28 protein-coding genes and 2 pseudogenes are annotated in these 25684 nt (G+C 31.2%); 5 read left to right on the top strand and 25 right to left on the bottom strand.

Annotated features, from left to right (window positions below):
* The first annotated feature begins 11 nt into the window (after window positions 1-11).
* Window positions 12-200, top strand: coding sequence for a VraH family peptide resistance protein (locus tag ssp1_RS11710; protein WP_002451605.1), 189 nt, complete (start codon window positions 12-14; stop codon window positions 198-200).
* Window positions 201-245: 45 nt separating this feature from the next.
* On the opposite strand, the gene lip is transcribed toward ssp1_RS11710, so the two are convergent.
* Window positions 246-2312 carry a YSIRK-targeted triacylglycerol lipase gene (lip, locus tag ssp1_RS11715; protein ID WP_107536039.1) on the bottom strand — a complete coding sequence of 689 codons (2067 nt, stop codon included), beginning with the start codon at window positions 2310-2312 and terminating at the stop codon, window positions 246-248.
* Between the two features lie 214 nt (window positions 2313-2526).
* Between lip and ssp1_RS11720 the strand changes: the two genes are divergently transcribed.
* Window positions 2527-2739 (top strand): hypothetical protein, encoded by a 213-nt coding sequence (locus tag ssp1_RS11720; RefSeq protein WP_075778699.1) that lies wholly within the window; start codon window positions 2527-2529, stop codon window positions 2737-2739.
* Window positions 2740-2770: 31 nt separating this feature from the next.
* Here ssp1_RS11720 and ssp1_RS11725 read toward each other — a convergent pair whose 3' ends face one another.
* Window positions 2771-3478: an SDR family NAD(P)-dependent oxidoreductase gene (locus ssp1_RS11725; RefSeq protein WP_075778700.1), complete on the bottom strand. Its 708-nt coding sequence runs from the start codon at window positions 3476-3478 to the stop codon at window positions 2771-2773.
* Window positions 3479-3663: 185 nt separating this feature from the next.
* Between ssp1_RS11725 and ssp1_RS11730 the strand changes: the two genes are divergently transcribed.
* Window positions 3664-3999, top strand: coding sequence for an antibiotic biosynthesis monooxygenase family protein (locus ssp1_RS11730; protein WP_002466328.1), 336 nt, complete (start codon window positions 3664-3666; stop codon window positions 3997-3999).
* A gap of 147 nt (window positions 4000-4146) precedes the next feature.
* On the opposite strand, the gene ssp1_RS11735 is transcribed toward ssp1_RS11730, so the two are convergent.
* The 8 genes and pseudogenes from ssp1_RS11735 to ssp1_RS11765 form a co-directional block, all read right to left on the bottom strand.
* Complete coding sequence (locus ssp1_RS11735; RefSeq protein WP_002451610.1) at window positions 4147-4749, bottom strand: short chain dehydrogenase; 603 nt, start codon at window positions 4747-4749, stop codon at window positions 4147-4149.
* A gap of 268 nt (window positions 4750-5017) precedes the next feature.
* Entirely contained in the window at window positions 5018-5245 is a 228-nt protein-coding gene (locus tag ssp1_RS11740; protein ID WP_080496615.1) for a hypothetical protein, read from the bottom strand.
* Window positions 5242-5355: pseudogene (locus tag ssp1_RS12175) on the bottom strand (immunodominant staphylococcal antigen IsaB family protein); the annotation flags it as partial. The pseudogene ssp1_RS12175 and the gene ssp1_RS11740, both read right to left, overlap by 4 nt.
* A 224-nt stretch (window positions 5356-5579) precedes the next feature.
* The gene (locus ssp1_RS11745) at window positions 5580-6380 is read right to left on the bottom strand and encodes a CPBP family intramembrane glutamic endopeptidase (RefSeq protein WP_075778701.1); all 801 of its coding nucleotides are present in this window, start codon (window positions 6378-6380) and stop codon (window positions 5580-5582) included.
* 26 nt (window positions 6381-6406) lie between these two features.
* A pseudogene (locus ssp1_RS11750) lies at window positions 6407-7653 on the bottom strand (aminoacyltransferase).
* A 152-nt stretch (window positions 7654-7805) separates the two neighbouring features.
* Entirely contained in the window at window positions 7806-8303 is a 498-nt protein-coding gene (gene isaB / locus ssp1_RS11755; protein ID WP_023374479.1) for an immunodominant staphylococcal antigen IsaB family protein, read from the bottom strand.
* 609 nt (window positions 8304-8912) lie between these two features.
* The gene (locus ssp1_RS11760; RefSeq protein ID WP_142396222.1) at window positions 8913-9260 is read right to left on the bottom strand and encodes a hypothetical protein; all 348 of its coding nucleotides are present in this window, start codon (window positions 9258-9260) and stop codon (window positions 8913-8915) included.
* A 22-nt stretch (window positions 9261-9282) separates the two neighbouring features.
* Complete coding sequence (locus ssp1_RS11765; protein WP_075778704.1) at window positions 9283-9834, bottom strand: hypothetical protein; 552 nt, start codon at window positions 9832-9834, stop codon at window positions 9283-9285.
* 508 nt (window positions 9835-10342) lie between these two features.
* Between ssp1_RS11765 and ssp1_RS11770 the strand changes: the two genes are divergently transcribed.
* Window positions 10343-10882, top strand: a complete 540-nt coding sequence (locus tag ssp1_RS11770) for a hypothetical protein (RefSeq protein WP_075778705.1) — start codon at window positions 10343-10345, stop codon at window positions 10880-10882.
* Between the two features lie 840 nt (window positions 10883-11722).
* On the opposite strand, the gene tnpA is transcribed toward ssp1_RS11770, so the two are convergent.
* The 4 genes from tnpA to ssp1_RS11790 form a co-directional block, all read right to left on the bottom strand.
* A complete protein-coding gene (gene tnpA / locus ssp1_RS11775) occupies window positions 11723-12205 on the bottom strand; it encodes an IS200/IS605 family transposase (protein ID WP_002450451.1) in 483 nt (160 codons plus the stop codon).
* Window positions 12206-12392: 187 nt separating this feature from the next.
* On the bottom strand, window positions 12393-13595 hold the full coding sequence (locus tag ssp1_RS11780) for an ABC transporter permease (RefSeq protein WP_107536065.1): 1203 nt from the start codon (window positions 13593-13595) through the stop codon (window positions 12393-12395).
* Window positions 13588-14274, bottom strand: a complete 687-nt coding sequence (locus ssp1_RS11785) for an ABC transporter ATP-binding protein (RefSeq protein WP_075778965.1) — start codon at window positions 14272-14274, stop codon at window positions 13588-13590. Before ssp1_RS11785 ends, ssp1_RS11780 begins: the two co-directional genes overlap by 8 nt.
* Window positions 14271-15401, bottom strand: coding sequence for an efflux RND transporter periplasmic adaptor subunit (locus tag ssp1_RS11790; protein ID WP_107536066.1), 1131 nt, complete (start codon window positions 15399-15401; stop codon window positions 14271-14273). The genes ssp1_RS11785 and ssp1_RS11790 overlap by 4 nt, the downstream gene beginning before the upstream one ends.
* Before the next feature lie 233 nt (window positions 15402-15634).
* Between ssp1_RS11790 and ssp1_RS11795 the strand changes: the two genes are divergently transcribed.
* Entirely contained in the window at window positions 15635-16303 is a 669-nt protein-coding gene (locus tag ssp1_RS11795; protein WP_075778333.1) for a YIP1 family protein, read from the top strand.
* A gap of 61 nt (window positions 16304-16364) precedes the next feature.
* On the opposite strand, the gene ssp1_RS11800 is transcribed toward ssp1_RS11795, so the two are convergent.
* From ssp1_RS11800 to rpmH, 11 genes are all read right to left on the bottom strand, one after another.
* Window positions 16365-16943: an NDxxF motif lipoprotein gene (locus tag ssp1_RS11800; RefSeq protein ID WP_075778332.1), complete on the bottom strand. Its 579-nt coding sequence runs from the start codon at window positions 16941-16943 to the stop codon at window positions 16365-16367.
* Between the two features lie 83 nt (window positions 16944-17026).
* Window positions 17027-17596, bottom strand: coding sequence for a helix-turn-helix transcriptional regulator (locus ssp1_RS11805; RefSeq protein ID WP_075778331.1), 570 nt, complete (start codon window positions 17594-17596; stop codon window positions 17027-17029).
* Between the two features lie 242 nt (window positions 17597-17838).
* Window positions 17839-18378 carry a TetR/AcrR family transcriptional regulator gene (locus ssp1_RS11810; protein ID WP_049425402.1) on the bottom strand — a complete coding sequence of 180 codons (540 nt, stop codon included), beginning with the start codon at window positions 18376-18378 and terminating at the stop codon, window positions 17839-17841.
* Window positions 18344-18739, bottom strand: coding sequence for a DUF3147 family protein (locus tag ssp1_RS11815; protein WP_002466371.1), 396 nt, complete (start codon window positions 18737-18739; stop codon window positions 18344-18346). The genes ssp1_RS11810 and ssp1_RS11815 overlap by 35 nt, the downstream gene beginning before the upstream one ends.
* A gap of 16 nt (window positions 18740-18755) precedes the next feature.
* Window positions 18756-19115: a DUF3147 family protein gene (locus tag ssp1_RS11820; RefSeq protein ID WP_002451542.1), complete on the bottom strand. Its 360-nt coding sequence runs from the start codon at window positions 19113-19115 to the stop codon at window positions 18756-18758.
* A 190-nt stretch (window positions 19116-19305) separates the two neighbouring features.
* Window positions 19306-20145, bottom strand: a complete 840-nt coding sequence (gene noc / locus ssp1_RS11825) for a nucleoid occlusion protein (RefSeq protein WP_002451543.1) — start codon at window positions 20143-20145, stop codon at window positions 19306-19308.
* 42 nt (window positions 20146-20187) lie between these two features.
* The gene (gene rsmG, locus ssp1_RS11830) at window positions 20188-20907 is read right to left on the bottom strand and encodes a 16S rRNA (guanine(527)-N(7))-methyltransferase RsmG (protein ID WP_047210598.1); all 720 of its coding nucleotides are present in this window, start codon (window positions 20905-20907) and stop codon (window positions 20188-20190) included.
* Window positions 20907-22784 carry a tRNA uridine-5-carboxymethylaminomethyl(34) synthesis enzyme MnmG gene (gene mnmG, locus ssp1_RS11835; protein ID WP_015365426.1) on the bottom strand — a complete coding sequence of 626 codons (1878 nt, stop codon included), beginning with the start codon at window positions 22782-22784 and terminating at the stop codon, window positions 20907-20909. The genes rsmG and mnmG overlap by 1 nt, the downstream gene beginning before the upstream one ends.
* An 81-nt stretch (window positions 22785-22865) precedes the next feature.
* Complete coding sequence (mnmE, locus tag ssp1_RS11840; RefSeq protein WP_002451546.1) at window positions 22866-24245, bottom strand: tRNA uridine-5-carboxymethylaminomethyl(34) synthesis GTPase MnmE; 1380 nt, start codon at window positions 24243-24245, stop codon at window positions 22866-22868.
* Window positions 24246-24398: 153 nt separating this feature from the next.
* The gene (gene rnpA, locus ssp1_RS11845; RefSeq protein WP_075778462.1) at window positions 24399-24746 is read right to left on the bottom strand and encodes a ribonuclease P protein component; all 348 of its coding nucleotides are present in this window, start codon (window positions 24744-24746) and stop codon (window positions 24399-24401) included.
* Window positions 24747-24968: 222 nt separating this feature from the next.
* Window positions 24969-25106 (bottom strand): 50S ribosomal protein L34, encoded by a 138-nt coding sequence (gene rpmH, locus ssp1_RS11850; protein WP_000240855.1) that lies wholly within the window; start codon window positions 25104-25106, stop codon window positions 24969-24971.
* Window positions 25107-25684 lie beyond the last annotated feature (578 nt).

Raw genomic sequence — 25684 nt, forward strand, 5'->3', positions numbered from 1 at the left:
AGAGATTTATAATGAAATTTAAAGATTTAATTAAACAGTCATACGAGGATTTGAAAAACTTAAACGTCAATGTATTCAACGTCATTATGTTAACGTTAATCGTTATAGTATTAAGTAGCGCTTTGACACCGATTGCCGGTATCCCAATTGGATTACTAGGTGGCGCCTATGTCTTAAAACGTCGTGACGAAAAGCAATAAATACAGTAGAACAGTGTGTGCTCAATATTGAGCACACACTGTTTTTTAATGTTTTATACCATCAATTTCTTCAATTCTAATTAAATTATTGATAATTCCTAAATAAAATTGACTTAATTCTTCACCTATACGTTTATAATCTGTTGCATCTAATCCGACAAAATCTAAATGATCCCAACCGTTCATCACTGGTTTGACTTGCCAAATACCTTTATCTGTAGATGGAGAAGTCATCCCTACCGTCTTAGCGGCTTGATTTGTAGGAAATAATGAAGACGACACTGGCACAATACCATCATTTTTCCTTACATTTACATTATCATCTCTACCTATTAACCTACTTGTTAAATCAAATAAGAAAAATTGTCTAATATTAGGATTCTCATTACCTAGTGGTCCTGTATGTGTATCTAGTCCCGTATAAGATGTATAAACAATATTAGGATTAAGTGATGTCATCTGATTTAGCTTCTCAGAACCTTCAGTCGTCAAATCATAGACTGCACTATCTTGAGTCTTCCAAATCTTACTATTTGCAACTCGTTTCACATAATCAATGTAACTTTCATCTGGACGTTGTTTGAATCCCCATTGTGAAAATCCGAGATCAATATGAGAATATTTATTTCCACTTAAACGTCCTATTCTATTAAATACACCTTTTACAAAATCAGTATTCCCAAGTTTATCTGCAGCTGGTGTGCCATTATGTGGTGTCGCTAAAGTTGTGATTGATGAAATCATATTATCTTTCCCACCTGTAAATAAAGGAGAAATCTCACCACCATGTGCTTTTTGATAATCTATTTCTTCCTGATTACCATGTCTTAAAAAATGCTCAAGCAGACGTATCGTTTGACCGCCCATACTGTGACCTATTAAGTGAAGCTTTTTACCTGGCTCCCAATCTGGCATAATCCCTTGATAAACTTTACCGTATCTATCATGCCCCGTTTTAGCAGCATGTGCTGCACCATAATCTACTTTTCCACCTTTAATATAATGATACAGTTCTACAGCGCGGTCATAGTTACTACTAAAAGCACCGACACTCGCTTCATGCACGTCATAACCTAGCTTCTCTAATCGTTTCTTAACTGGGAATTTTGTACCGCCCCAATAATTAGGATACAAAGCTGGTGCATTGTCACCCACTAATCCTAAAAATCCATGCACTAGTACTACTGGATATTTATTTTTATATTGATTACTTTTGACAGTAGCTTCATCTGTATTTTTAGGTTTAATATTCTGATTTGTAGTTTGCTGTTGTGTTGGGTTAGTAGAAATATTTGTGTTAACTTTTTGACCTGGAGTTGAATGGGATTGGGTCTTTAATGAATGCGGTTTATGTTGTTGGCTGTGTGACTTTACAGAAGTTGTGTTGTCTTTGCTTTTATTGTTACTTTGCTGCTTGGTATCTGTTTGCTCAATTGGCTGGTTATCTAATTTTTCTTTTACATCATTTCGAGATTGTAATTGTTGGTTATCGTTTTGTGGTTTAACATCTAGACGTTGCTTTTGTTGTTTATTATTTGATGAATCAGGGTTTTCTTTTTGGTTTAATTGCGAATGGTTAGATTGATTATTATTAACCTGCTTGTTTTTATCTTGATACTGATCTTGAATACGCTTATGATCATCTGCTTTTTCAATTTTTTCTGGTTTGATATTAGAAGTTTTGTCATCACTAAGTTGCTGTTTGTTATGACTTTCCTGATTATTAATGGAGGACTCTTTTGAAGACTGATTAGCCGTCTGATTAGAAGCAGGTTGTTCCTGTTTTTCAACTTGTTCTGCTTGTGTTGAATTCTGTATTTCCTTACTTTCGGCTTTTGAGGATTGTTGCTCATTTTGTTGAGAATAAGACTGCGCGTCGTCTACTTTATTAATATTTTTGTCGATTTCCGATTCTTTTGAAGACACATTAGCTTCTTGATCGGAAGGTTTGGATTGAGTATAAACTGATTCTTGTGATAAGTGGGAGGATTGTTGCTCAGCAGCTTGAACGTCATGTTCTGAAATAAAAAATGTAATACCAGCTACAATTGATACAACACCTATTGTAATTTTTCGAATACTAAACTGTCTTTTAGAATTATTATTTTTCAAAAAAATCACCTCTATAAGTATTTCCCTAACTTATAGATTCAAAAAAATAACTGTTAATTAATTTTATCATATAATCGTTAAGCATCTTTAATTTTTTATTTACATTTTGGTAAAGTTTTTTATTAATTTTATACTATATAGATTGATAAATTAGATAATTAATGGTTATGTTTGTTATATTGAAAATATCTTTCTAATTTAAGGAGTTCCTTTCATGGATCAATATCAAGCGTTATTCAATAATCCAAGTGGTTTTATATTTATACTTTTTATCTTCTATTTAATAGCAAGTTTATTTTTCTTTACCTTAACTGTATTTATTGGATTGAAACCTGTATCGTTTAAAGAAAAAATCTTAACAATCGTTATTTTAACTACTGTATTGACCCTTACTTTAACAGGTCTTTCATATGTCATTATTAAATAATAAAAAGGGGCACCAATATGATGGTGTCCCTTTATTTGAATATTTTAAATGGCATCAATCTTAATAAAATTTTACCATTATGATTATGATTGTCTGTTAGTACTTTTACTATGGATTGTGCGCCTTCATTTACTGAACGCATTAAAAATCCTTTTTGATGATTATTCAGGTCTGTCGTAATACCTCCAGGCATGACACCAAATATTTCAACCGGTATTTTATTTTTCTTAAAATGTCTACCAAATAATTTAATCATCGAATTTAATGGAGATTTAGTTGCAATATAACTAAATGGCTGGAAAAAGCTATTAGGATTCAAAGGTATCGTTAAATTTAATATTCTGCCGTGATTTTTAGCCAAAATAGGTGTAAATGTCTTAATCATTTCGAAATTACCAAAGAAATTGACATTTGCCAGTTCCTTTAATTCATCAAGTTCAACATCCAGTGGTGATGCGTTCATATTGCCTGAAATACCCGCATTATTAATCAATGCTTTCAAATCAGAATGTTGTGTTGCTATATAATCAGCAGCTGCATGTATGGTATCAATATTATTTAAATCAATTTGTATCCATTCAGCTGTTATACCTTTATTTTCGAGTGTCTTAACGGCAGCACGACCTCTTTCTTCATTACGTGCACCTAATAATATCGTCCATCCTTTGTCACCTAGTTGTTTTGCCGTTTCAAAACCAATTCCCTTATTTGCGCCAGTTATTAATACTTTTTGTCTCATATATATACTCCTATTAATCTGTCTTATTGTTAATCCCACTATACAATATTGATACTTTTAAATCACATTATTTCCTTTTATTCATAAAATTTCAATTGTTGATTAAAGTCACTAATTTAAATAAATCAATATATTAGGTTCTATTATATGTAACTGCTAAAATGCTAAAAAAGGAGGTAATAATTATGGAAGATAAAAGACTATTTTATAACCAACCTGGTGTTGTTATTAAAATGAAAGCTAAGGAAGGTAGAGGTCAAGAATTGTTTGATTTATGTTTAAAAGCTAAACATTTAGAAGAATTGGGCATCGATGATCCTACTGATTGGGTTTTATGTCGTTCAGATGAAGATAACGATGTTTTATTAGCCTTTGAATTTTTCAGAAGTGATGAAGCTAAAGACAATCACTACTCTAAACCTAGTACTGAAGACGAAACAAATGAGATTATGGAATTATTAGCAGATATTCCTCAACGTATAGACACACACATTGTATATTCTAGCGAAACTGAAAAATAACTCATTTTCACAATAAAACTTTCTAACTGATATAAAGAAGGTGATTTCTATGGATTTAATATAGAAGTCACCTTTTCTGTCTAATATTCTCTGTTTATAGTAATATCAATAAATTAATCTCATCATTTTCAGATAAAGTATAAACTATCAATACACTCGATACGTTTGCCCTGTTTGTGCACCTTCTACACTTTTAACAAATGCATTAGCTACTTTATCGGCAGGTACTGCTGTAAAACCTTTAAAGAATTCTCCATACTTATCTAATGCTTCTTCAACTACATTAGGACTAACATTATTAATTCTTAAACCATGTTTTAATTCTACAGCAGCTGAAGTCACAAAACCTGCGATACCGCCATTAGCCATTGCTGCTGAAGATCCTAGTTTTATAGGATCGTCCATCATAATACCTGATGTTAACGTAAAACTGCCATTTTCATTTAAATAATGTTGACCAATTAATACTAAATTGATTTGGCCCAATAACTTACCTTGAATCGCTACATTATTTTCTTCTAAGCTAATCTCAGACAACGCTTTGAATGTAGCGCCGCCTGTTGCACTGACAACTGCATCAATATTATCAATATTTTTATACATTTTTTCGATTTGTTCTGGAGACGTAATATCCAACTGATAGTCACCAGATTGACTTCCTACTTCAATCACTTCATGATGATTTTCTTTTAGTTTTTCTGCTACTTTACTACCAATCGTTCCACTTGCACCAATAACAATAACCTTCATGATATACCTCCAGGAATTTTAAGCGTTTACAAAAAGCCTATCATATACAAAATACAATTAAAGTAAGATGCTCAATTCCGTGAATGATAAAAGTCAGTACATACGCATACACTTAACATTAAATCGGCTACTAACATGTTAAAAAGCCATCAAATGGCTTTAACTAATACCATTTGATGGCCTATATCATTCAAAATTCTATTTTTTTATAACATTTATGATTTAAAATCCAATACCACTGTGCGTAATATTTATATTTGTCACTTTATTATTTTTTTATACTAAATATCACGCCGGGTCCTTGATTTGTTGGTTTATAACTTAATACTGATTTTTCCTTAGCTGACGTTTGATAAGGTTCCATTCTTATTAAAGTATTACCATATGATTTTTTTATATCTGTGTATGATAAATTATCTTTTACATTAATAGAAACACCAGATGCACTTTTTCCTGACTTTGTTACCCCAGAAAACGTTTGATCATAAATATTCACTTCTCCATTACCTTTTTCTTACCTTTAAAAGTAACGTTATTTGCCTTAACTGCTTCCTTAAATTGAATAGATAATACAAAACTAGTATCATTGCCTGCATAACCATGATAATTATAATATGGTTACGTGGTTGCATGAGCCTAATGATGTAAAGATTCTTCAACTCCAACGCCTAAACCTAAAGTCACCCCAACTGCTAAAGTACCTGTTAACAAACGCTTTGATAAAGTATTCATTATTAACATTACTTTAATAGTTAAATGTCTTTTTAAAGTAATATTACAAAAATGATAATGTATAAGTATTTTTTATTTCATTACCTTATTGTTTAATATTATTTGAACATTATATAAAAATATCCTACTAAAATGGCTATTCCAATAATACTATTATGAATCATATGAACCATCATACTATCTTTGATATTACCTCTACGTGAGTAGGCAAGATAAAACACCATACCCATTGATGTATACATAATAAATGAAATAATATTATTAATACCGTGTTGTGAACCAAAAACGATTGAAGAAATAATGAACGGTAACCAAAATGAGGTCTTTTTAAATAAAGTCTCTTTGAATATACCTCGATATATAAGTTCTTCAAGATATGGTGCAATAAAACTGATGGTAATTACAAAAATGATAAAAGGAAATACTTGTGCAAGTTGGCTTGCATTTGTTGCTTGTTGATTCATATCACCAAACAATAGCTTATCGTTACTTGTTTGAGCAGACCCTGTGACTTTGTATAAAAGGAACAAAAATGCATAGACAATAATACGAAGTAAGACTGCCCACCCTATATTAATACCAATATCTTTCGTCGTAAATTTGCCCGTATGTTCATAAGTATGCCGTCTATAGTACCGTCTAATTAACCAAACCACTACTGATACAACAATGAGATATAAGACGGTGGACATTGTAGCTTTCAAAGTGTCCATTTTAACCGATAAATTTGTAATCGTAAGTATGATAATAATAGGTAATTGCGCTAGAATCATCCAACCTATAAAAATGAGGATATTTAATGCTATATTTCCTTTCGGTAAAACATCGCTTTGATTTTTTGATAAATCTTCATTCTGATTTTCCTTATGTTGTTCATTCATTTCATCATGATTAGTCATATTAATTACCACCTTTTTTCATCATATTATTCATTTAACAATCGGAAAACTTTATACAATAATGGGTGGATAGGCTTAATGAAATCTCCAATTAATTCTTCAATGTGGGTTCCGAATCCTTTTTTAAACTGTTGTACGCCTAAATCATCTGCTGTCTTGCTAAAATCTCCAGTAATACCATAAAAATTATATTTAGGAATCTCATGTTTTATAGCAAACTTAATCATATGCCATTGCAAAGCATACGCACCTTTATATTGATAGTAATGTGGATTTGAACCACTGGATAAATAATAAACTTCATCTTTTGTAGCTATATATAAGGCTGCTGCTAAATCAATTACATGTCCATCTGTTTGAATGATGTCTTGTGTTTCTGTAATTTTCTTTTCGTTACTATTCCATTGCTGTTCTAACTGTTTTAACTTGTTCTTACTCTTTTTAGAATTAGGATGCCCACTTAACTTATCTCTTGTGTTTTCTATATCTTTAGCTATTTCAGATGATTTTTTAATTAATTGATTTTTATAATCATCTAAATTAATATATGAAAGCTTAATCATTGCCTCATTCGGATACATTAACAGTACTTCTTTAAAAAATTGATATGGATTTGCCCTATATTTAAAATGATGTCGTTCTTCAGCCATTTTAAATAATTGATAAAAGCGATCAATTTCTGATATGTCTAACGTTATTGTCTTAACACCTATTTCAATCGCATGTTGAACATGACGCCTGGTTTTATATTCCATATTTTTTAAGACATCTTCTTCTTTTTGTCCTTCCATATCTAGTACAGATAGCCATCTAATTTGACTCTTTTGAGAATAGTCAATCGTTAAACCTTGGTGCTGATAACCTAATTGATGTAATGTATGAATTAATTCTTTATTATTAATCGGTGTCACAATATCTCCTGCAGTATTCCGAACATTTTCTAAAATATACGGATCTATAGAAGCAAATAGTGCTCTTTTTTTTGTAGATATGTTGTTAAGCCTTTAAAGAAGCATTTTACTAATTCAAGATGATTAAAATCTAATATCGGGCCTTTTTGAGAATAAAAATACTTAAAAAATTTTAACGCTCTAGATTCCGTTAATAAACAAGCTGCTATGACATCATTTTCATTATTTTTGACACCAACTAAGTGTGCTTCTTCGCCATTTGTTTTTCTATATTTATATTAATCAATACATTGAGTAAAATGGACCTTATTATTTTGAATAAAATTGTCATATTCTGTCTCTGTTAGTTGCGTAAAATACATAATTTAATCCCCTTATTCACTTTATATAAAATAAACGGCTGATGACCTGTCTCACCAACCGTTTGCGATTACTCAATTTTTCTCAACTTTGCTATAACTAGGCTAGTAAAATTGTAAAAAATGAATTCCATATAAAATTTTTATTTTATCACTTAACTTTTTCCGTTGTGGATACCGACTTCAGTAATATAACCATTATTCTCTAAAAAGCGTAATTGTTTTTCATTAAATTGATATAAATATTCATTTCCATGGGCTGTTCCAGATGGCTTATTTAAGGGCTTACCATAAGTTTTCACTAATTCAGCTTTAGAAACTACACCTGGTTTTAATTGGAACCACACACCATCCGCTTTCCCTTTGCTAGGTAAATAAAATTGTTGATCAAATTTTTCAATTGTATCATTATCATTACCTTTACTGTTTTCAGTAATTTTATATCCATTAATTGTGAAATTGTCATTTTTAATGGCATTAATAAAATTTTTATCTAAAATAAAATCACTTTGTGATGATGTATAACCATGATAGTTATAATATGGTTGCGTAGCCGCATGAGCTTCATGATGTGAAAGATCCTCAACGCCAACACCCAAAGCCACTCCAACTGCTAAAGTACCTGTTAACAAACGCTTTGATAAAGTATTCATTATTAACACTCCTTTAATAGTTAAATGTCTTTCTAAAGTAATATTACAATATATTACAGAATATTACAAATTATTACAAAATTTATTATTTGCATAATCTTGTTTATTCTAAAGTCGGTTTAAATCTCATTATTATAAACAGAGGAATGACATTTTATTCATAAAAATAAATAGTCATAAAATGAGAGTATTCTGTTTAGTTATTTTTATATAATTACATGTTAAAATTTTAAGACGCTCAAAAATATAATAAGTGTAATGAACCTAATAACCAATCATTATGTGAACGAGAATCATTTTGATATAGGACTATTTCAAAATATTAATAAAACATTGATACATAGACCTATGTTGAAATTAATCAATGAGGTGATATGTGATACATAAATATAAAAGTTTCTATCTTCTTTGTTTAATTATTACTTTTATCATTTTTGCTACTTTGCCAGTATTAGTTGGGCATAATCAGCTTTTTACACCTTTTTTGTTATTATTCCAATGGTATTTTTAGGTGTTTTTCTTTTCTCTTCTCAGTAAAAATATCAATAAATATTTTCTTAATTTAAATCGACTAATAATAAATAAAGCAAAACTCTCAATTTATATTTTTTACTTTTGCACATTTTCCAGTGTCTTTTTAGGATAAAAATGCTTAATTACTTTAACATCTTGAGACGTTTTAATTTTACTAACAAGTTTAGGTAAAACAAACCATCCAAGAATAAATGAAAAAAGCCAAAGTCCTAAACAAATAGCATTTCGAATCTGAGTATAAAAAATAATTTGTAATGAGGCTTCTTTTTGAGCTTCAAATTTTTTAGAATCATTTCTATAGTGTCTAGATAATTCATACATATTTCCATTATTTTTAGATGTAATACGAATATATTTGTCCATCGGAGTGTAATCATATTTTTCTTTAATAGATTTAGCGCTACTAAGGAACGATTTAGTCATTCCTTCACTCGTTGGAAAAATTTTATTTAAAGTTTCTATATTCATTGCCCACATTTAACACAATTAATATTATAACTATTGGAAATTGAAATATTATAAATAAAACAGTTTGCGAAATAATATAACTCAACTCTAAACCACTACTAAATAAATGATGAATTGGCACTACCAAAAATGTAAAAAAGAAAAGAGAGCCAACAATCATACTCATTGGTTTCATATATGCTTTGTATACTAAACAATCAGCCTTTTCTAGGGTCCCCATTTCATCAAAACTAATTCCATTTATCAATTCTTCACTAGTTACATATTCTTTACCAGTCAATATACATAATAAACGTTTCACTCTTTGACGAGACTTACCAATATTCAAAATCAAATTAATACCTATAGGAAAAATTATGAAAGCGAAAATTAGTGCTATAATACCACCAATTAAATGAGACTTATCTCTATAAACTTCTCCAGATATACTTTCAGAACCAATGATATAAAATAAGAATGAAATAAGGGCGTAAAAAAGTGAAAAACCTATAAAAATAAATTTAAGAATAATAGAAATTATTTTTTTCATACAACTATCTCCTTCAATAAATGGTCGGCATAACGTGAGCTATTATGCCGACCATTAGTCTATATATACTTAGTATGAACTCTTCTTAATAAAAGTCCATATATGAACAATTATAAAAATCTTATCAAATTATTAAAAACTAAATAAATAATAACAAATTAAGTACTAATAAACAATATTTTTAGTTGTAATATTTTTAATTATATTGGTATATAATAATGGAATGTTATATATCTTAGAGTAAAGTAAAATGGTTATTTCAATAGTTATTTTAATACAACATCTATTTACTTTTTGCAATTTCATAGAATTATATTTGAAATAATGTTTAAGTAATTTAAATAAGTTACTTAATGGTTTTGAAATATTTAATGATTACTTACTTAATCTAATAAAAAATAGCAACATACAATATCAAATGAAATATTATTCTTATATTTAAATAATCAATTTAAAAAATCAATTAATTGCAGGATAATAGAAAAAATAATATTAAAGGAGAATAACAATGCTATCAACCATCATATGTTGGATTGTTGTAATTATAATGTTTTATATCTTTTATAGAATGTTAAAAAGTAAAATTAAAAAGATGTTTGGATTAGAAGATACAAATACACTCTCATATCAAGAAGGTCAAAGCTATCAAGAAGCACCATCTATTGATGGTACTGAGGCTGTTGATAAAATGATTATACACGCATTAAAATATCATGAAACATTAGCTTTTGAAGAACAACGTCTGAAAACATCTACAGGGTATGGAGCAATCAATATCTATGACAGAATCAACAGTCTAATTCAAAATTCAAGTCGTATTGCCGACGAATTGAAACGTAATGAGAGTGAATTAGTACCAGGAAATTCAAACTCAAGTATTGAAGGATTTGAAGTGACAATGTCAAATTATGATATCAAAATCAACTTAATAGGCTGGGCAGTAGATATGAGTTTAAGTCATTTACAATCATTATCATCAGTTAATGATTTGATAGGTGAAATTGATAATGGTTTAATTTTAAGTCACGATGCATTTAGAACATATTAGATCAAACCACAAATAAAGTTCAACAGTGTTGAATTACAAATATATGAATATATAATCCCATATTGTACTAAAAAATGATAATTGTGACCTTTTAAACTATAGGATTGTAATATTAATACACTTAAACATTAATATAATAAAATATATAATTGCACCTCAAAAGGTTGACTAACAAATATAGCCTATTTCAGCATTGATATGATTTAAATATGGGATGACCTATGTTTAGAATTTTGTCCAAATGAATTGTATAAAATAATGCAAATAAGTTCTATTATAGAAATTTCAAAAATCTGTTTTAAGGATTGGACAGAAAATAAATTGTATTATAGAAAAATAGCAACCTATTTTATTCTTGTCAATCCTGTTATATTAACTTAGGGGTAGTGACAGTGTGAATTTCATGAGGAAGGTACTTTCAATTTATAACCAAATAAGATGTCTTTCTAAAATGAATATGGAATATACAAAAGTTAAACAAAATAATCATTTACCTTTAAATAGAAGCTGAATAGGAAAATTAAGAACGACTTAGAAATGAAAATGAGATGTTAAAGTCAGATATTGTTTTATCAAAATCTTCAAAACTTGAATCAAGCATACGTAAATATTAAAATTAATTAAACATGTATTATTGTCTATTACTCATAAATGTTTTTGAGTTTATATACTTAATTGGAGAACTTCTGACAAATAAAATTGTATAAATATCTTAATCAAAACCACCCGTGTGAACGGGTGGTTTGTTCTTCGGCTATAAGCCTCTCTTACTGGCCAGCCTTAAAAGGGCACTGACAAGTCAGCCAACTGCACTACTCTTCCAGCAACCCTAAAGGGTTACTATTTTTTCTTTCTCTTTTTTATTTCTTCTCCTGTAAATGGATCTAAATATTCTTCCATTGAGATTTGATCTGCAACGATATCCTCTTGTAATTGATTTCTTATATAATTTTCAATTACTTTTTTGTTTCTACCTACCGTATCCACATAAAATCCTTTGCACCAAAACTTTCTATTTCCATATCTATATTTTAAGTTAGCATGTCTATCAAAAATCATTAAACTACTTTTCCCTTTTAAATAACCAACAAAAGATGAAACACCAATTTTTGGCGGGATACTTACTAACATATGAATATGATCTTTACATGCTTCTGCTTCAATTATCTCTACACCTTTTCTTTCACATAATTGACGCAAAATGATGCCTATATCTTTTTTGATTTTTCCATATATCACTTGTCTTCTATATTTTGGAGCAAAGACTATATGATACTTACAATTCCATTTTGTATGTGCTAAACTGTTTGTGTCGGAAGACATTAAAAAGCATCTCCTCGTGTTGTTTATTTTGGTTGGCTGACCAATATTAATTCTAGCACGTAGAGATGCATTTTTTGTGACAATGGTAGAACCTTTTCTGAACCATACGCATAGCGTATGGTTTTCTTTATACAATAATGATAAAAAGCACTCGTACTTCAATAGGTACGAGTGCTTATGATGTTAACTATTTAATAATATCAATTAATTCTTTTTTAGAAGCTGCTCTAGCTGGGATCCAACCGAAGACGATACCAATTAATGTGGATACGCCCACTGCTAAGATGACTGACCCGAGACTGACGGAACTCTTAACCATATCTGGTGTTGCTAAATCGACAAGTGTGGCAATAATAATACCGAGTATCAGTCCGATAATACCACCGAGTAGACACAATACAACACTTTCTACTAAGAACTGGATTTCGATATCTCGACCTTTGGCACCAAAGGCACGTCGTATCGCAATTTCCTCTGTTCGTTCGGTTACAGAAATATACATCACATTCATAACACCGATTCCGGCAATAAATAATGAGATACCCGCCACAGCTGCGACGAAGTAGGTGATCATATCTAATACTTTGCCAATACCTTTCATCATCTCTTCATTATCCGCAAAGCTATATTGGCCATCAGATACGCCCGTACCTTTTTTATTCAGCTCTTTTTCAACTTTCTTACCAACATCTTTCTTATTTTCACCATCGTTAACAGTTACTAATAGTTGTGGCGTCCCTTGAGATAAGTTGCTCATGTAGTGATCCGCTGTTTTAGTTGGCATTTGAACGACCGATTCAAGTGGCATACCATTCGCATCTTGTCCACTTGCATCGCCAACACCAACCACTTTAAATCCTTCACCATTAATATAAATGGATTTGCCAACAGCTGCTTTCGCATTGTGAAATACCTTTTTCGCCACTTTATTATCAATCACGACGACTTTCTCCTGTGTATCGTTATCATCTTTCGTAAAACCATGGCCTTCATCGACCCCTGACACATGAGAAGCCTTTTTTAAACTGATTTCACCACTGCCATGTGTATTCGTTACTTTGGCAGAGTATGTACTATCTTCGCTTTCTTTAATTTTTGCACTTTTGACACCATTAATTTGTTCTACAACACTAATATCTTCTTGTTTAAATGGATTGTCTTTCGGTGCGCTCATGTCTTGTGTCATATATGATATCGATGCCTGATTTTTACCTGCACCAGCGTCGTCAAACTGTTCTGTCGTTGATTTTTTAAAGCCATTACCTAAAGCCATAATTGTAATCACGGCCGCTATACCGATAATAATACCAATCATCGTAAAGATATTACGACGCTTATTTTTTAAAATAGAGCGAAATGCGACGGATAAAATATTAGAAAAGTTATTCATGCGTCAACACCTCTTCCTCTTTCACACGACCATCTAAAATATGAATAATACGATCAGCTTTATTCGCTACCTCACGATCGTGGGTTACCATAATCATGGTTGTTCCTTTTTCTTTGTTTAACGACACAAACAAATCCATAATATCTTTTGATGTTTTTGAATCTAATGCCCCTGTTGGCTCATCGGCAATGATAAATTTAGGTTCATTAATAATCGCTCTCGCAATCGCGACACGTTGTTGTTGTCCCCCTGATAATTTATTAGGAAGTAAGTCTTCCTTCTGATGTAGACCAACATCATCCAATCCTTTTAACACTTTGGCTTTACGGTCTTTACTACTCATTCCATTATATATGAGTGGAATACTGACATTTTCAAGAATGGTATTATTTTGAATTAATTTAAAGTTTTGAAACACAAATCCTACCGTAAGATTTCGTATCGTTGCGAGACGATTATCTGATGCTTTTTTATAATTGTCACCGTTAAAAAGGTAATCGCCTTCATAACCACGGTCAATAAATCCTAAAATATTAATTAATGTACTTTTACCTGATCCTGATGGTCCCATAATCGCGATAAATTCACCTTCATCAATATGAATATCAATATCTTTTAAAATATGATTCGTTTCGTCACCATTTTTGAAATGTCGATTGATTTTTTTCAATTCAATCATGATGACACCTCAACTTTTTCTCCATCATTTAAATTACCTTTAGGATTTTTGATGACTTTATCACCAGCTTTAAGCCCTTTTTTCACAATAATTTGGCCATTGTTGCGGTCGATTTTAATATCACGTTTGTGAACTTTATTTTTTTTATCTAACACAAATACATCATTATCTTTGGTTAAAACATCGTTAGGTAGTTTTAAAGATTTTAATGGAATTTTCGCGTCCATTGAGAACCCTGAACGTACTGGAATATCTAAATCACCAATAATGACATTGTATTTAGATGTATCGCCTTCTTTACCACCAGATGGATTATTTACCGTTGGATTTGAAGCTTGTGCGGCACTACCACCATCTTGTCCTTCGTCACCTTGGCTACCTGCACTTGCTTGTGCGCCACTTGTTCCACCACTAGCGCTGTCATCATAACTCGTTGGTAATTCATCTATTTTAAGGATCTTACCCTTACCTTTTTTACCATTACTATTAACTGTGACATCGACTTTGTCACCTTCTTTGATTTTCTCAACATCAAACTCCGTGACAGTTGATTTAATTTGTGGATTGTCTGAAATAAGTTGTAAGACAGGTTGTCCGTCGCCAGCATCTTCGCCATTTTTAATATTGACTTTACCATCAAATGCTGCATAAATACTATCGTTCATTTGTTTGTCATGTTGTGCCAGTTGTTGTTGTGCTTCGTTAAGTGAACTTTGATCTTGTGTCAGTTTAGATTGTAGTTGATTATTGTTAGGACTTTGATTGATTTTTTGATAATCATCATTCACTTGTTGTTGTGCTTGATCCACTTTGTTTGCGAGTTGTTGACGCTTACTATTGTTCGTATCATAACTGATAAGACGGTCCCCTTGTTTGACCTTTTGACCGTCATCAACTGCTGGACTCTGGAATGTGCCAATTTGACTATTGTTGTTATATGTTTTGACCGATTTCGGAGATGCCTTACCCTCTAGACTAATCGGTGTTTCTTTCTTAACTGTATATGTATCGTAACCTTTACTATCTTTATTACCAGAGCCTGTTGTCTGTTTCACGATGAACGCTGCAATAACTAGAAGTAGAATGATTGCCACGCCGATAATACTCCATAATATGTTTTTCTTCATGTCCTATGCTCCTTAAAATGTATTATATTTTGCATGATAACATACTTTAATTATTATATATATTTAATTTAAGGAGATTTAAGCTTATTTTAAGTTTAATAATAATGAAAAAGTTTTTGTATTTCTTTTACTTACTCTATTTTTTATACTTATTTAAAATAAAAATTGATATTTTAAAAATTATTTAACAATGTTATTCTGTTATTAAAATAACAATAAGGGGAGATACATATATGGAACAAACGAATACAACACAACCTGAAGCATCACAATCTAACTTACCTTTTGTAGACCATTTTAGAAAGATACGACAAAATCCAAAATGGCTTGTAAAGTTAATCATATTTATTGTTTTAACTTTTGTATCTATGGCATTAGCATTAAATATTACAGATAATACCAAAGCCTTGAAGCAAGCAGGTTTAAGTCAATCTGAAATTGATAAGCAAAACCAATTTAATGTAGCAACTTTTATCGGGCAATCTATTGGAGCAATTATTTTTGGATTACTAATAACTTTCGTTATCTTCTTAGTTATTTCAAAAATTATGAAATCTGATGCAAGTGCTATTCAGATTTTTTCCGCTACAATTTCATATTCAATAATTACAGTAGTTTTTACAATTATCGTATACGGTATTCAAGCCTTGTTTGGTTTAACTATTCCAGAAACACAATTAGATAGTCTCAATGTATTTGATAAAGGAAATAATTACTTAGTACCATTCAGTTTATCTAACTTATTATCAGCTTATTTAATATTTGCAGTTTATTTTGGTACTAGTAAATTATCTAAAAAAGCATCTATTATTTGGGCAGTAGTTGCCTTAGTATTAACTATTGGCTTTGGCTTAATTGGTGCAGGTATGCAGGATTCTATGCAAAGTTTATCTGGCATGTAATCAATATTAAAAATTCCCAGAACCGCTTCGGAACTGGGAATTTTTTATTGATTATATTCAATTACTTTTCAAATGCTTTTGTTTCAATATCTTTATCTTTTAAGAACTTCTCTACTTTCTTCTGTTGTTTACCATTCACTTTATCTTTATATTTTGAATTTAATTTATCGATTTCTTTTGTATCTTTTTTATCTAACTTTTGTAATTTTGAAGTTAATTGATTTAAATATTCATTGGTTTCTTTAGTATATTTTCCTGTTAATTCCGTGCCCTTTTTATATCCTTTTGGTAACTCATTTTTTCTAATATAATCTTCAAAGTTTTGGTCATTTTCTTTAGACATATGTTGTAATTTATTTAGTTTCTTTTTATCTTTTTTATTGAGTTTAGTTTCTGAACCTAAATCAGTAATATTGTCTGCTAAATCCTTATTCGTATTTAAGTATGTCTTAATACTTTTCTTTAATTCCTTTTCAGATAATTGCTTATTTGATTTTTGATCTACAAACACTTTCTTAGGAATAGGTGGTAACTTTTCATCGTCATTTTTATTTATCTTTTCATGATCATCGTGTCCAGAACATGCTCCTAATATCAAAGATGACGTAAGTAATACCGATGTTAGCCTTTTATAACGCATGCAACCATCCTTTAAATTATATTTATTATTAAAATATATGCTATCAAAGGTCTTTTAAAATGTAAAAATATTTTCTATTTCACTTACAAAAATTTAAAAGCTAAATAAATACTTAGCCCTCCTATTGCTCCATAGCCACCACTTACTAGAATAAAGATGATAATATCAGTTAAGACTGCTCTTCGTTTACTAACATTTACTTCATTAGGATCTTTTCCATTCATAAATGCAACAATTCTATCGTAATTATCCATGTCATTTTTATATTTAATTTTGTCAACATTTCCTCCTGCATATATCCCGACCAAATACAATAATAAAAATATAGCAAAGCCCCACCAACTTAAATACACAATTAAGGGCCCTAATAATATCAGTGAACCTATCAGAAGTATTAACATTATATACGTCCAAAAATCAAACTTCTTTTTTACTAATTCTCTTTGCTCCATATGAATTTCTCCTTGAACTAGATCATCCAAGGACACATTGAATAACTCACACATCATTATTAAGTTATGTACATCTGGATAACTACGCTCATTTTCCCAATTCGAAATAGTTTGTCTAGATACATATAGTTTCTCAGCTAAATATTCTTGAGAATATCCTTTATTTTCCCTGCATAATTTAATTTGATGGCTTATATTCATGTTTCTGTCTCCTTAAATTTTCTAGTTTAAAAGTATTTCACTTTTCTTCAAAGTGATACTCATATAGAAACGTTTTCTTTAAAATAAAACTACCAAATTTGATTTACAATTTCATTAATTGTTCTGTCAAAATGTTTTTACACCTCGTCATAACAAGATTTCAAAGACTTACCTTAGACTACCCTTTATATATTATTTCAAAATAAAAACGCTCCTTTGTCAGGAACGCTATCGAACTATAACTATACGTCATATGCTTTTAAAATCATTTTTAACATTTTCTCTATATATGCTTTTGTCAGAGACTGCGGTTTGATTAATATATTGAAATAAATAGGAGAGAAAATGATATCGATAAATAAATCTTGATTGTCTTCTTCGATATGTTGACTAATGATGGATTTTAAAATCGTTCTATTATGTTCAAAGTAATCTCTCATAAATTTTTCTCGTGCTTCTGTCTGTTGATTGCTTATCAATATTTCAATAACAGCACTACCTAATGGTGTCTTATAGATTTTCATAACTTTAATTAGAAAATCATATAGACTATCAAACAGATTGCCATATTCTGGTTCAATGATTCGTGATTGATCTACGAACATATCTACAATCATTGACTCTTTGTCTTTCCAACGACGATATATGGTTGCCTTAGAGACACTCGTGTTCTCTGCAATTTGATCTATCGTCATATTTTTAAAATGTGTTGTTTCTAACAAGCGATTAATCTCTTCATAAATTTTTTTATTTACTGTTGGGTCTTTCGGTCTTCCAGCCATATTTTTCCCTTCTTTTACGTGCTACGTACTCCACGATTTCAAATATTATAAATGCACTTACAAACCATACTATAAATCCAACAATAATGCTAAGCAACCACATATGTGTTACGTTGAGCATTGCCCATGTTGCTAATATACTAAACAGAACGCCAGTCATACCAAATACTGCTCCTCGACTCACATGCATTGCCACTTTGTTACCATATTGCATTCCAGAAATGCACATAGATACTAAAAATACTGCCGGGAAAGTAGCAAATATTCCTCCGAATTCTTTCCAAGGAAGTACCACTGAGACGATATAACTAATTAATACTGCTAATCCACCAACTAAAAATTTAATAATTGTTAATTTCATTAAAATGTACCTCCTTTTATATATGTCTTACTACAAAAATCGCCACAGAAATCACAAGCCAACACAATATGGCAAATACTGTACCACTTTTATAGTCTTTCTTATAAATAAAAATTGAGGTAAAAAATACAGTTAAAATACACGATATAATGCCTACTATCGCACCTGTACTTAAATGCATAGACATTTTAATGAGTTCATCGCCCTCATGATCTATGGTTAATGCTATCACTGCTGCTAAGTAGACAGCGGGCATTGTAGCTATAATACCACCTAGTTTACCGCCAACTTTCTCTGCCATAATTGATGCTAAAGCAACCGCAAATCCACCGATTACAAAATGAAGTATCGCACTTGATATAGATATTCCGAACACAATAATCCTTCTTTGCTAATTATTAAACGAAACGTTTCGTTTACTTTTAGTGTAAAACGCACTTTATCAATTGTAAACAATAAAATCAATAGACCTAATTTTCTAATTATTACTTAGCTAGTTTGAACTCTCTATAAATATTAAATCATAATAAAAACTCCTTTCATCTCAATGACAAAAGGAGTGCTACTTACTTCTTATAAATTCTGATTTTAATTTCATAATAATCATCGTGATCTCTGTCTTTTTGCTCAACGTGTAAGCCCGATTGTTGAATTGCTTCGATACTTTTACCTACTTCATCTCTTGCTTGCGTTACATCTTGTGAGAATTGGAATGACTGTGCTTTAATCTTTTCAGGTCCTGTCTTTTGACGTACTTTATCTTCTGTTTGCTTCACATTAAGCTTTTGAGCTATGACCTGTTCAATTAATGCTTCTTGATCTTCTTCGGATAATACGAGTACAGCACGTGCATGTCGTTCAGTTATTTTACCTTCTCTTAATCTTGTAATGACTTTAGGTGCTAATTTTAGTAAGCGTAGCTTATTAGCAATGAAGCTTTGGCTTTTACCTAAACTTTTCGCTAATTCACTCTGTGTCACATCACCAAGTTCAAGTAGCTTTTTATATGCTTCCGCTTCTTCGACTACGGATAAGTTTTCACGTTGAATATTTTCAATTAATGCAACCACTGCAGTTTCTTCATCATCCATATCTCGGATAATGACATCTGCTTGAGACATATTTAAAGATTGCATTGCTCTAAATCTGCGTTCACCTGCAATAATTTCGAACATATCTTCTTCAATAGGTCTAACTACAATCGGTTGTAATAATCCATGTTCTTTAATTGATTCTGCAAGTTCATGTATTTTACTTGGTTCAAATACTTGTCTAGGTTGATAACGATTAGGTACGATACGTTCAATATGAATGGACTCAACATTATTATTTCGGTCTTCTTCAATAGAACCCATGATGTCATCTTTGTTTTTTAAACCAAATAATTTTGAAAAAGGTTTCTTCATAATCCATTCGCTCCCTCTCATTCATTTCTATATCATCATATCTTACTTTTCAAGTAAAGGAGATTTATTGGGTGTACCTGGTTTTCTTGGGTATTTCTTAGATGTTTGGCGTCGTTTATCAATGACAATCATTTGTCTTTCTCCCGCTTCTTCTGGCAATTCAAAGTTAAATGTTTCTTTAACATTGCCACCTAATACATTAATTGCAAATTGAGCTTCGTCTAATTCTTCTTCACCTTTAGATGATTTTAAAGCTATGAATTGGCCACCTTTTTTAACTAAAGGTAGACACAATTCACTTAATACAGTTAAACGCGCAACAGCACGAGCAGTAACGATATCATAAGACTCCCTGTAGTCTCCCTTGCCAAAGGTTTCAGCACGATCATGCACAAAACTCACATCTTGGAGACCTAAAGCGTCTGCTAAATGATTTAAAAATTGGATACGCTTATTTAATGAATCGACTATTGTCACTTTCAACTCAGGGAAGATGATTTTCAATGGAATACTTGGGAAACCTGCACCTGCACCCACATCACATATTGATAATGAACCCTTAAAGTCATAATAGAAACTTGGTGTGATTGAATCATAAAAATGCTTTAAATACACTTCATGTTCATCTGTAATACTTGTCAAATTCATCTTTTCATTCCATTCAACAAGTAGCTGATAATAAGTTTGAAATTGCTCCTTTTGAGTGTTCGATAATTCGATGTTGTGTTCTTTTAATTTCTCAGATAGCCATTCTATACTCATTATTGATTCACCCTTTGAAGTTTTCCTTGTTCTAAATATACAAGTAAAATTGAAATATCAGCTGGGTTAACGCCAGAAATTCTTGAAGCTTGCGCAATATTGAGTGGCTTAACTTCAGCTAGTTTTTCTCTAGCTTCTGAAGCTAAACTATCAACTTTACTATAGTCTAAGTCTTCAGGAATTTTCTTTTGTTCCATACGTTTTACTTTTTCAACTTGTTGTAATGATTTATTGATATAACCTTCATATTTTGTTTGAATTTCAACTTGTTCTTCAACTTCTGAAGGTAATTGATGATCTTCTTCCAAGATTTCTAATATCGTATCATATGTCATTTCAGGTCTACGTAATAAATCGATAGCTAATATACCATCTTTAAGTTTAGAACCACCATTTGCTTCGATCACTGATTGCGTATGGTCATTTGGTTTGATACGGATATCTGTTAATCTTTGAATTTCATCTTTTATTTGTTGACGTTTATGATTAAACTGCGCATAACGTTCATCCGAAATTAAACCTAGCTCATGTCCTAAATCTGTAAGACGTAAGTCAGCATTATCATGACGTAATAATAAACGGTATTCTGCACGTGATGTTAATAAACGATATGGTTCATTTGTACCTTTTGTTACTAAATCATCGATAAGGACGCCAATATACGCATCCGAACGACTTAAGATCTTCTCTTCTTTACCTAATACTTTACCTGCTGCATTAATACCAGCCATAATACCTTGTCCAGCCGCTTCTTCATAACCTGATGTACCGTTAATTTGGCCAGCAGTATATAAATTCTTAATCATTTTTGTTTCTAGTGTCGGCCATAATTGAGTTGGAACAATTGCATCATATTCAATGGCATAACCTGCACGCATCATATCTGCTTTTTCTAACCCAGGTATCGTCTCTAACATTTGTCTTTGAACGTGTTCAGGTAGACTTGTTGATAATCCTTGTACGTATACTTCATTAGTATTACGTCCCTCTGGTTCTAAGAATAATTGATGGCGTGGTTTATCATTGAAACGTACAAATTTGTCTTCGATTGATGGACAATATCTTGGACCTGTACCTTTTATCATTCCAGAGTACATTGCAGATAAATGTAAGTTGTCGTCAATCACTTGATGTGTTTTATCATTAGTATAAGTTAACCAACATGGTAACTGGTCTAAAATATATTCTGTCGTTTCATAACTGAAAGCACGTCCTACATCATCACCAGGTTGGATCTCAGTTTTTGAATAATCGATTGTTTTAGAGTTAACACGTGGTGGTGTTCCCGTTTTAAAACGTACAACCTCGAAACCTAATCCTCTTAAATTATCTGCTAATGTGACAGATGGTAGTTGGTGGTTTGGACCACTTGAGTACTTCATGTTACCTAAGATGATTTCACCACGTAAAAATGTACCAGTCGTAATAACCACTGCTTTAGAGCGATACTCTGTACCGATATTTGTACGTACACCTTTAACTTCGTCATCTTCAATAATTAATTCATCTACCATACCTTGCATAATATCTAAGTTATCTTCATCCTCGATAACATTCTTCATCTCTTGTTGGTATAGCACTTTATCAGCTTGTGCACGTAATGCTCTAACAGCTGGTCCTTTACCTGTATTTAACATACGCATTTGGATATGCGTTTTATCTATTGTCTTAGCCATTTGGCCACCTAGTGCATCAATTTCACGTACAACAATCCCTTTAGCTGGACCACCTACTGATGGATTACATGGCATAAAGGCAATATTATCTAAATTGATTGTTAACATTAATGTTTTAGCGCCACGTCTTGCTGATGCTAAACCTGCTTCAATACCAGCATGACCTGCACCAATTACAATTACATCATATTCTTGAACCAATTGTTGAACCTCCTTATTAAACATTTACCTATTTGTCTGAGAAATATACCCCTGCTGGATGAACTTCCCTATTTATATTCGCTATTTACCTAAACAGAATTGACTAAATAACTGATCAATTAATTCATCACTTGCAGATTCGCCAATAATTTCACCTAAAATCTCCCAAGTGCGTGTTAAATCGATTTGTACCATATCCATCGGTATACCTGATTCAGCTGCATCAATCGCATCTTGGATTGATTGTCTTGCTTGTTTAAGTAATGAAATATGGCGTGAGTTAGATACGTATGTCATGTCTTGATTTTGAACATCTCCACCAAAGAATAAGTCTCTGATTTGTATTTCTAATTCATCAATACCTTCTTGTTTTAGCATAGAAGTTTGGATTAATGGTGTGTCACCAATCATTGCTTTGACTTCATTAATATCTAGATGTGTTTCTAAATCTGTTTTATTGATAATTACAATAACATCTTCATTTTTAACAACATCATATAACGTTTGGTCATCTTCCGTTAGTGCTTCATTATTATTCAATACAAATAAGATTAAGTCAGCTTGACTTAGTGCTTTACGTGAACGTTCGACACCAATTTTCTCTACTATGTCTTCAGTATCTCGAATACCTGCTGTATCTACTAAACGAAGTGGTACACCTCTGACATTAACATATTCTTCTAATACATCTCTTGTAGTACCAGCTACTTCCGTCACAATCGCTTTATTATCTTGAATAAGGTTATTTAGCATTGAAGACTTACCTACGTTTGGTCGGCCTACAATAACAGTGGAGAGACCTTCTCTCATTATTTTACCCTGTGCACCTGTTTCTAATAGTTGATTAATTTCTTGTTTAATATTTTTAGATTGTTGTAATAAGAACTCTGTCGTCGCATCCTCTACATCGTCATACTCTGGATAATCGATATTTACCTCAACCTGAGCAAGTATCTCTAATATTGACTGACGTTGACGTTTTATTAAATCACTTAAACGTCCCTCTATTTGATTCATTGCAACTTTTGAAGCACGATCTGTTTTAGAACGAATAAAGTCCATCACTGCTTCTGCTTGAGATAAATCAATTCTTCCATTTAAGAATGCACGTTTTGTATATTCACCTGGTTCAGCCATTCGAGCGCCATGCGTCATTGTTAATTCCAAAATACGATTAATCGTTAAAATACCGCCATGACAATTGATTTCAATGATATCTTCTCTAGTAAATGTTTTAGGTGCTCTTAAGACGGAAATCATGACCTCTTCAACTGTCTCACTTGTTTCTGGGTCAATAATATGACCGTAATTTATTGTATGTGAATCAACTTCTGCTAATGGTTTCTTACCTTTATATAGTTTATCTCCAATTTCAACTGCTTGTGGACCAGAAAGTCTCACAATACCAATCGCACCTTCGCCCATTGGCGTTGAAATACTAGTAATTGTATCAAAGTCCATTGTTAGGCTGGCCTCCTTATTCAAGTAATTTTTCAATACTATATTGTAAATTGTTTCATTTCAAAAATCTATTATATTGTTCGGAATGTTCGGGTTAGACTTCGGGTTGTCTGAGGTTAGACTTACGTTAGTCTAAAATCTATCTCCCCTACCCTATTGAATTTTCTTATTAAATACTTTAGCTATTTTAAGTACATGCTCTAAACTACCTTGAATTTCTAAAGTGGACATAGATTTAGCTGGTTGTCTTGCAATAACGATAATATCTTTCGTTATAATATCTTGTTTATGCACTTTAAAGTTTTCTCTTATCGCTCTTTTAATTTTATTTCTAGTAATAGCGTTACCTAATTTTTTCGAAACGCTAATCCCTAAGCGAAAATGTTCTTGTTCTTTATTATCATAGGTATATACTACGAATTGTCTATTTGCGACAGACTTTCCTCTTTTATATATTTTTTGAAAATCTGCATTCTTTTTTATACGGTACGCTTTTTCCACCAAACATCACTCGCTTATCAAATTCTCTTACCTTAGTATTATAAACCATCTAAATTTTAACCAAAAATAAATCAGCATTTATATTGAAAACGCTGATTTCAGTCAAAAGTTCTTATCTATCATCTATCAATTAACCCAATCAACAATACGTTTGATCGTTAATGTTTGAATAAAATTACTGTATTCAAAACGAAAAAAAAGACCACTGATGAGTCAGTGATCTTATGCAGATAAAACTTTACGGCCTTTACGACGACGGCGCGCTAAGACTTTACGGCCATTTTTAGTGCTCATGCGTTTTCTGAAACCATGAACTTTACTATGTTTACGTTTATTTGGTTGATAAGTACGTTTTACCATGTAAAAACACCTCCATCTTTATTAAGTTATCTAACATCTCCAGGATCAAAGCCCTGTTAAATTTATAGATAGATAATTGTTAAAGTATGTAACTATTAATATAATAGCAACAAACTTATACATAAGAGATTCCTCTTATTAACTGACTGCTATAAGAAATTCTTGGTTTAATATACTTATTATCTAGTCATATTTCAAGCAACTACTACAATATAACAAATTACTACTTATAAAGCAAGCTCATTTTAAATTGATTCTTCCATATTACTATCAAACCAACCATCCCCATTTTACCTATCGTTATATTATATATTCATTTTTCATACAGCTTTATAAATTATTTCCCAAACTGTTATACTCCCCGTTTTTAAACGATTATGAATATTGTGCGAAGTTATCCACTTATCAACAATGAATCTTATTTAATTTGTGGACAATTACGTTGATATTCACAAGTTTCCACATCTTTTACGAACATATTCACAGTCATTTGACATCTATATTACTGAAAAAGTATAATTGTGTGGATAAGTCGTTTAATCATTGATTTTATAAGGATTTATTTATTAGATTTATAT

Source organism: Staphylococcus sp. M0911 (assembly GCF_003491325.1).
Taxonomy (GTDB): domain Bacteria; phylum Bacillota; class Bacilli; order Staphylococcales; family Staphylococcaceae; genus Staphylococcus; species Staphylococcus warneri_A.

Bases quoted from the DNA above. Each gene is read 5' to 3' on its own strand.
- ssp1_RS11710 (WP_002451605.1), top strand. From the start codon at position 12: ATGAAATTTAAAGATTTAATTAAACAGTCATACGAGGATTTGAAAAAC.
- ssp1_RS11720 (WP_075778699.1), top strand. From the start codon at position 2,527: ATGGATCAATATCAAGCGTTATTCAATAATCCAAGTGGTTTTATATTT.
- ssp1_RS11725 (WP_075778700.1), bottom strand. From the start codon at position 3,478: ATGAGACAAAAAGTATTAATAACTGGCGCAAATAAGGGAATTGGTTTT.
- ssp1_RS11730 (WP_002466328.1), top strand. From the start codon at position 3,664: ATGGAAGATAAAAGACTATTTTATAACCAACCTGGTGTTGTTATTAAA.
- ssp1_RS11735 (WP_002451610.1), bottom strand. From the start codon at position 4,749: ATGAAGGTTATTGTTATTGGTGCAAGTGGAACGATTGGTAGTAAAGTA.
- ssp1_RS11745 (WP_075778701.1), bottom strand. From the start codon at position 6,380: ATGACTAATCATGATGAAATGAATGAACAACATAAGGAAAATCAGAAT.
- isaB (WP_023374479.1), bottom strand. From the start codon at position 8,303: ATGAATACTTTATCAAAGCGTTTGTTAACAGGTACTTTAGCAGTTGGA.
- ssp1_RS11760 (WP_142396222.1), bottom strand. From the start codon at position 9,260: ATGACTAAATCGTTCCTTAGTAGCGCTAAATCTATTAAAGAAAAATAT.
- ssp1_RS11765 (WP_075778704.1), bottom strand. From the start codon at position 9,834: ATGAAAAAAATAATTTCTATTATTCTTAAATTTATTTTTATAGGTTTT.
- ssp1_RS11770 (WP_075778705.1), top strand. From the start codon at position 10,343: ATGCTATCAACCATCATATGTTGGATTGTTGTAATTATAATGTTTTAT.
- tnpA (WP_002450451.1), bottom strand. From the start codon at position 12,205: ATGTCTTCCGACACAAACAGTTTAGCACATACAAAATGGAATTGTAAG.
- ssp1_RS11780 (WP_107536065.1), bottom strand. From the start codon at position 13,595: ATGAATAACTTTTCTAATATTTTATCCGTCGCATTTCGCTCTATTTTA.
- ssp1_RS11785 (WP_075778965.1), bottom strand. From the start codon at position 14,274: ATGATTGAATTGAAAAAAATCAATCGACATTTCAAAAATGGTGACGAA.
- ssp1_RS11790 (WP_107536066.1), bottom strand. From the start codon at position 15,401: ATGAAGAAAAACATATTATGGAGTATTATCGGCGTGGCAATCATTCTA.
- ssp1_RS11795 (WP_075778333.1), top strand. From the start codon at position 15,635: ATGGAACAAACGAATACAACACAACCTGAAGCATCACAATCTAACTTA.
- ssp1_RS11800 (WP_075778332.1), bottom strand. From the start codon at position 16,943: ATGCGTTATAAAAGGCTAACATCGGTATTACTTACGTCATCTTTGATA.
- ssp1_RS11805 (WP_075778331.1), bottom strand. From the start codon at position 17,596: ATGAATATAAGCCATCAAATTAAATTATGCAGGGAAAATAAAGGATAT.
- ssp1_RS11810 (WP_049425402.1), bottom strand. From the start codon at position 18,378: ATGGCTGGAAGACCGAAAGACCCAACAGTAAATAAAAAAATTTATGAA.
- ssp1_RS11815 (WP_002466371.1), bottom strand. From the start codon at position 18,739: ATGAAATTAACAATTATTAAATTTTTAGTTGGTGGATTAGCAGTATTA.
- noc (WP_002451543.1), bottom strand. From the start codon at position 20,145: ATGAAGAAACCTTTTTCAAAATTATTTGGTTTAAAAAACAAAGATGAC.
- rsmG (WP_047210598.1), bottom strand. From the start codon at position 20,907: ATGAGTATAGAATGGCTATCTGAGAAATTAAAAGAACACAACATCGAA.
- mnmE (WP_002451546.1), bottom strand. From the start codon at position 24,245: ATGGACTTTGATACAATTACTAGTATTTCAACGCCAATGGGCGAAGGT.
- rpmH (WP_000240855.1), bottom strand. From the start codon at position 25,106: ATGGTAAAACGTACTTATCAACCAAATAAACGTAAACATAGTAAAGTT.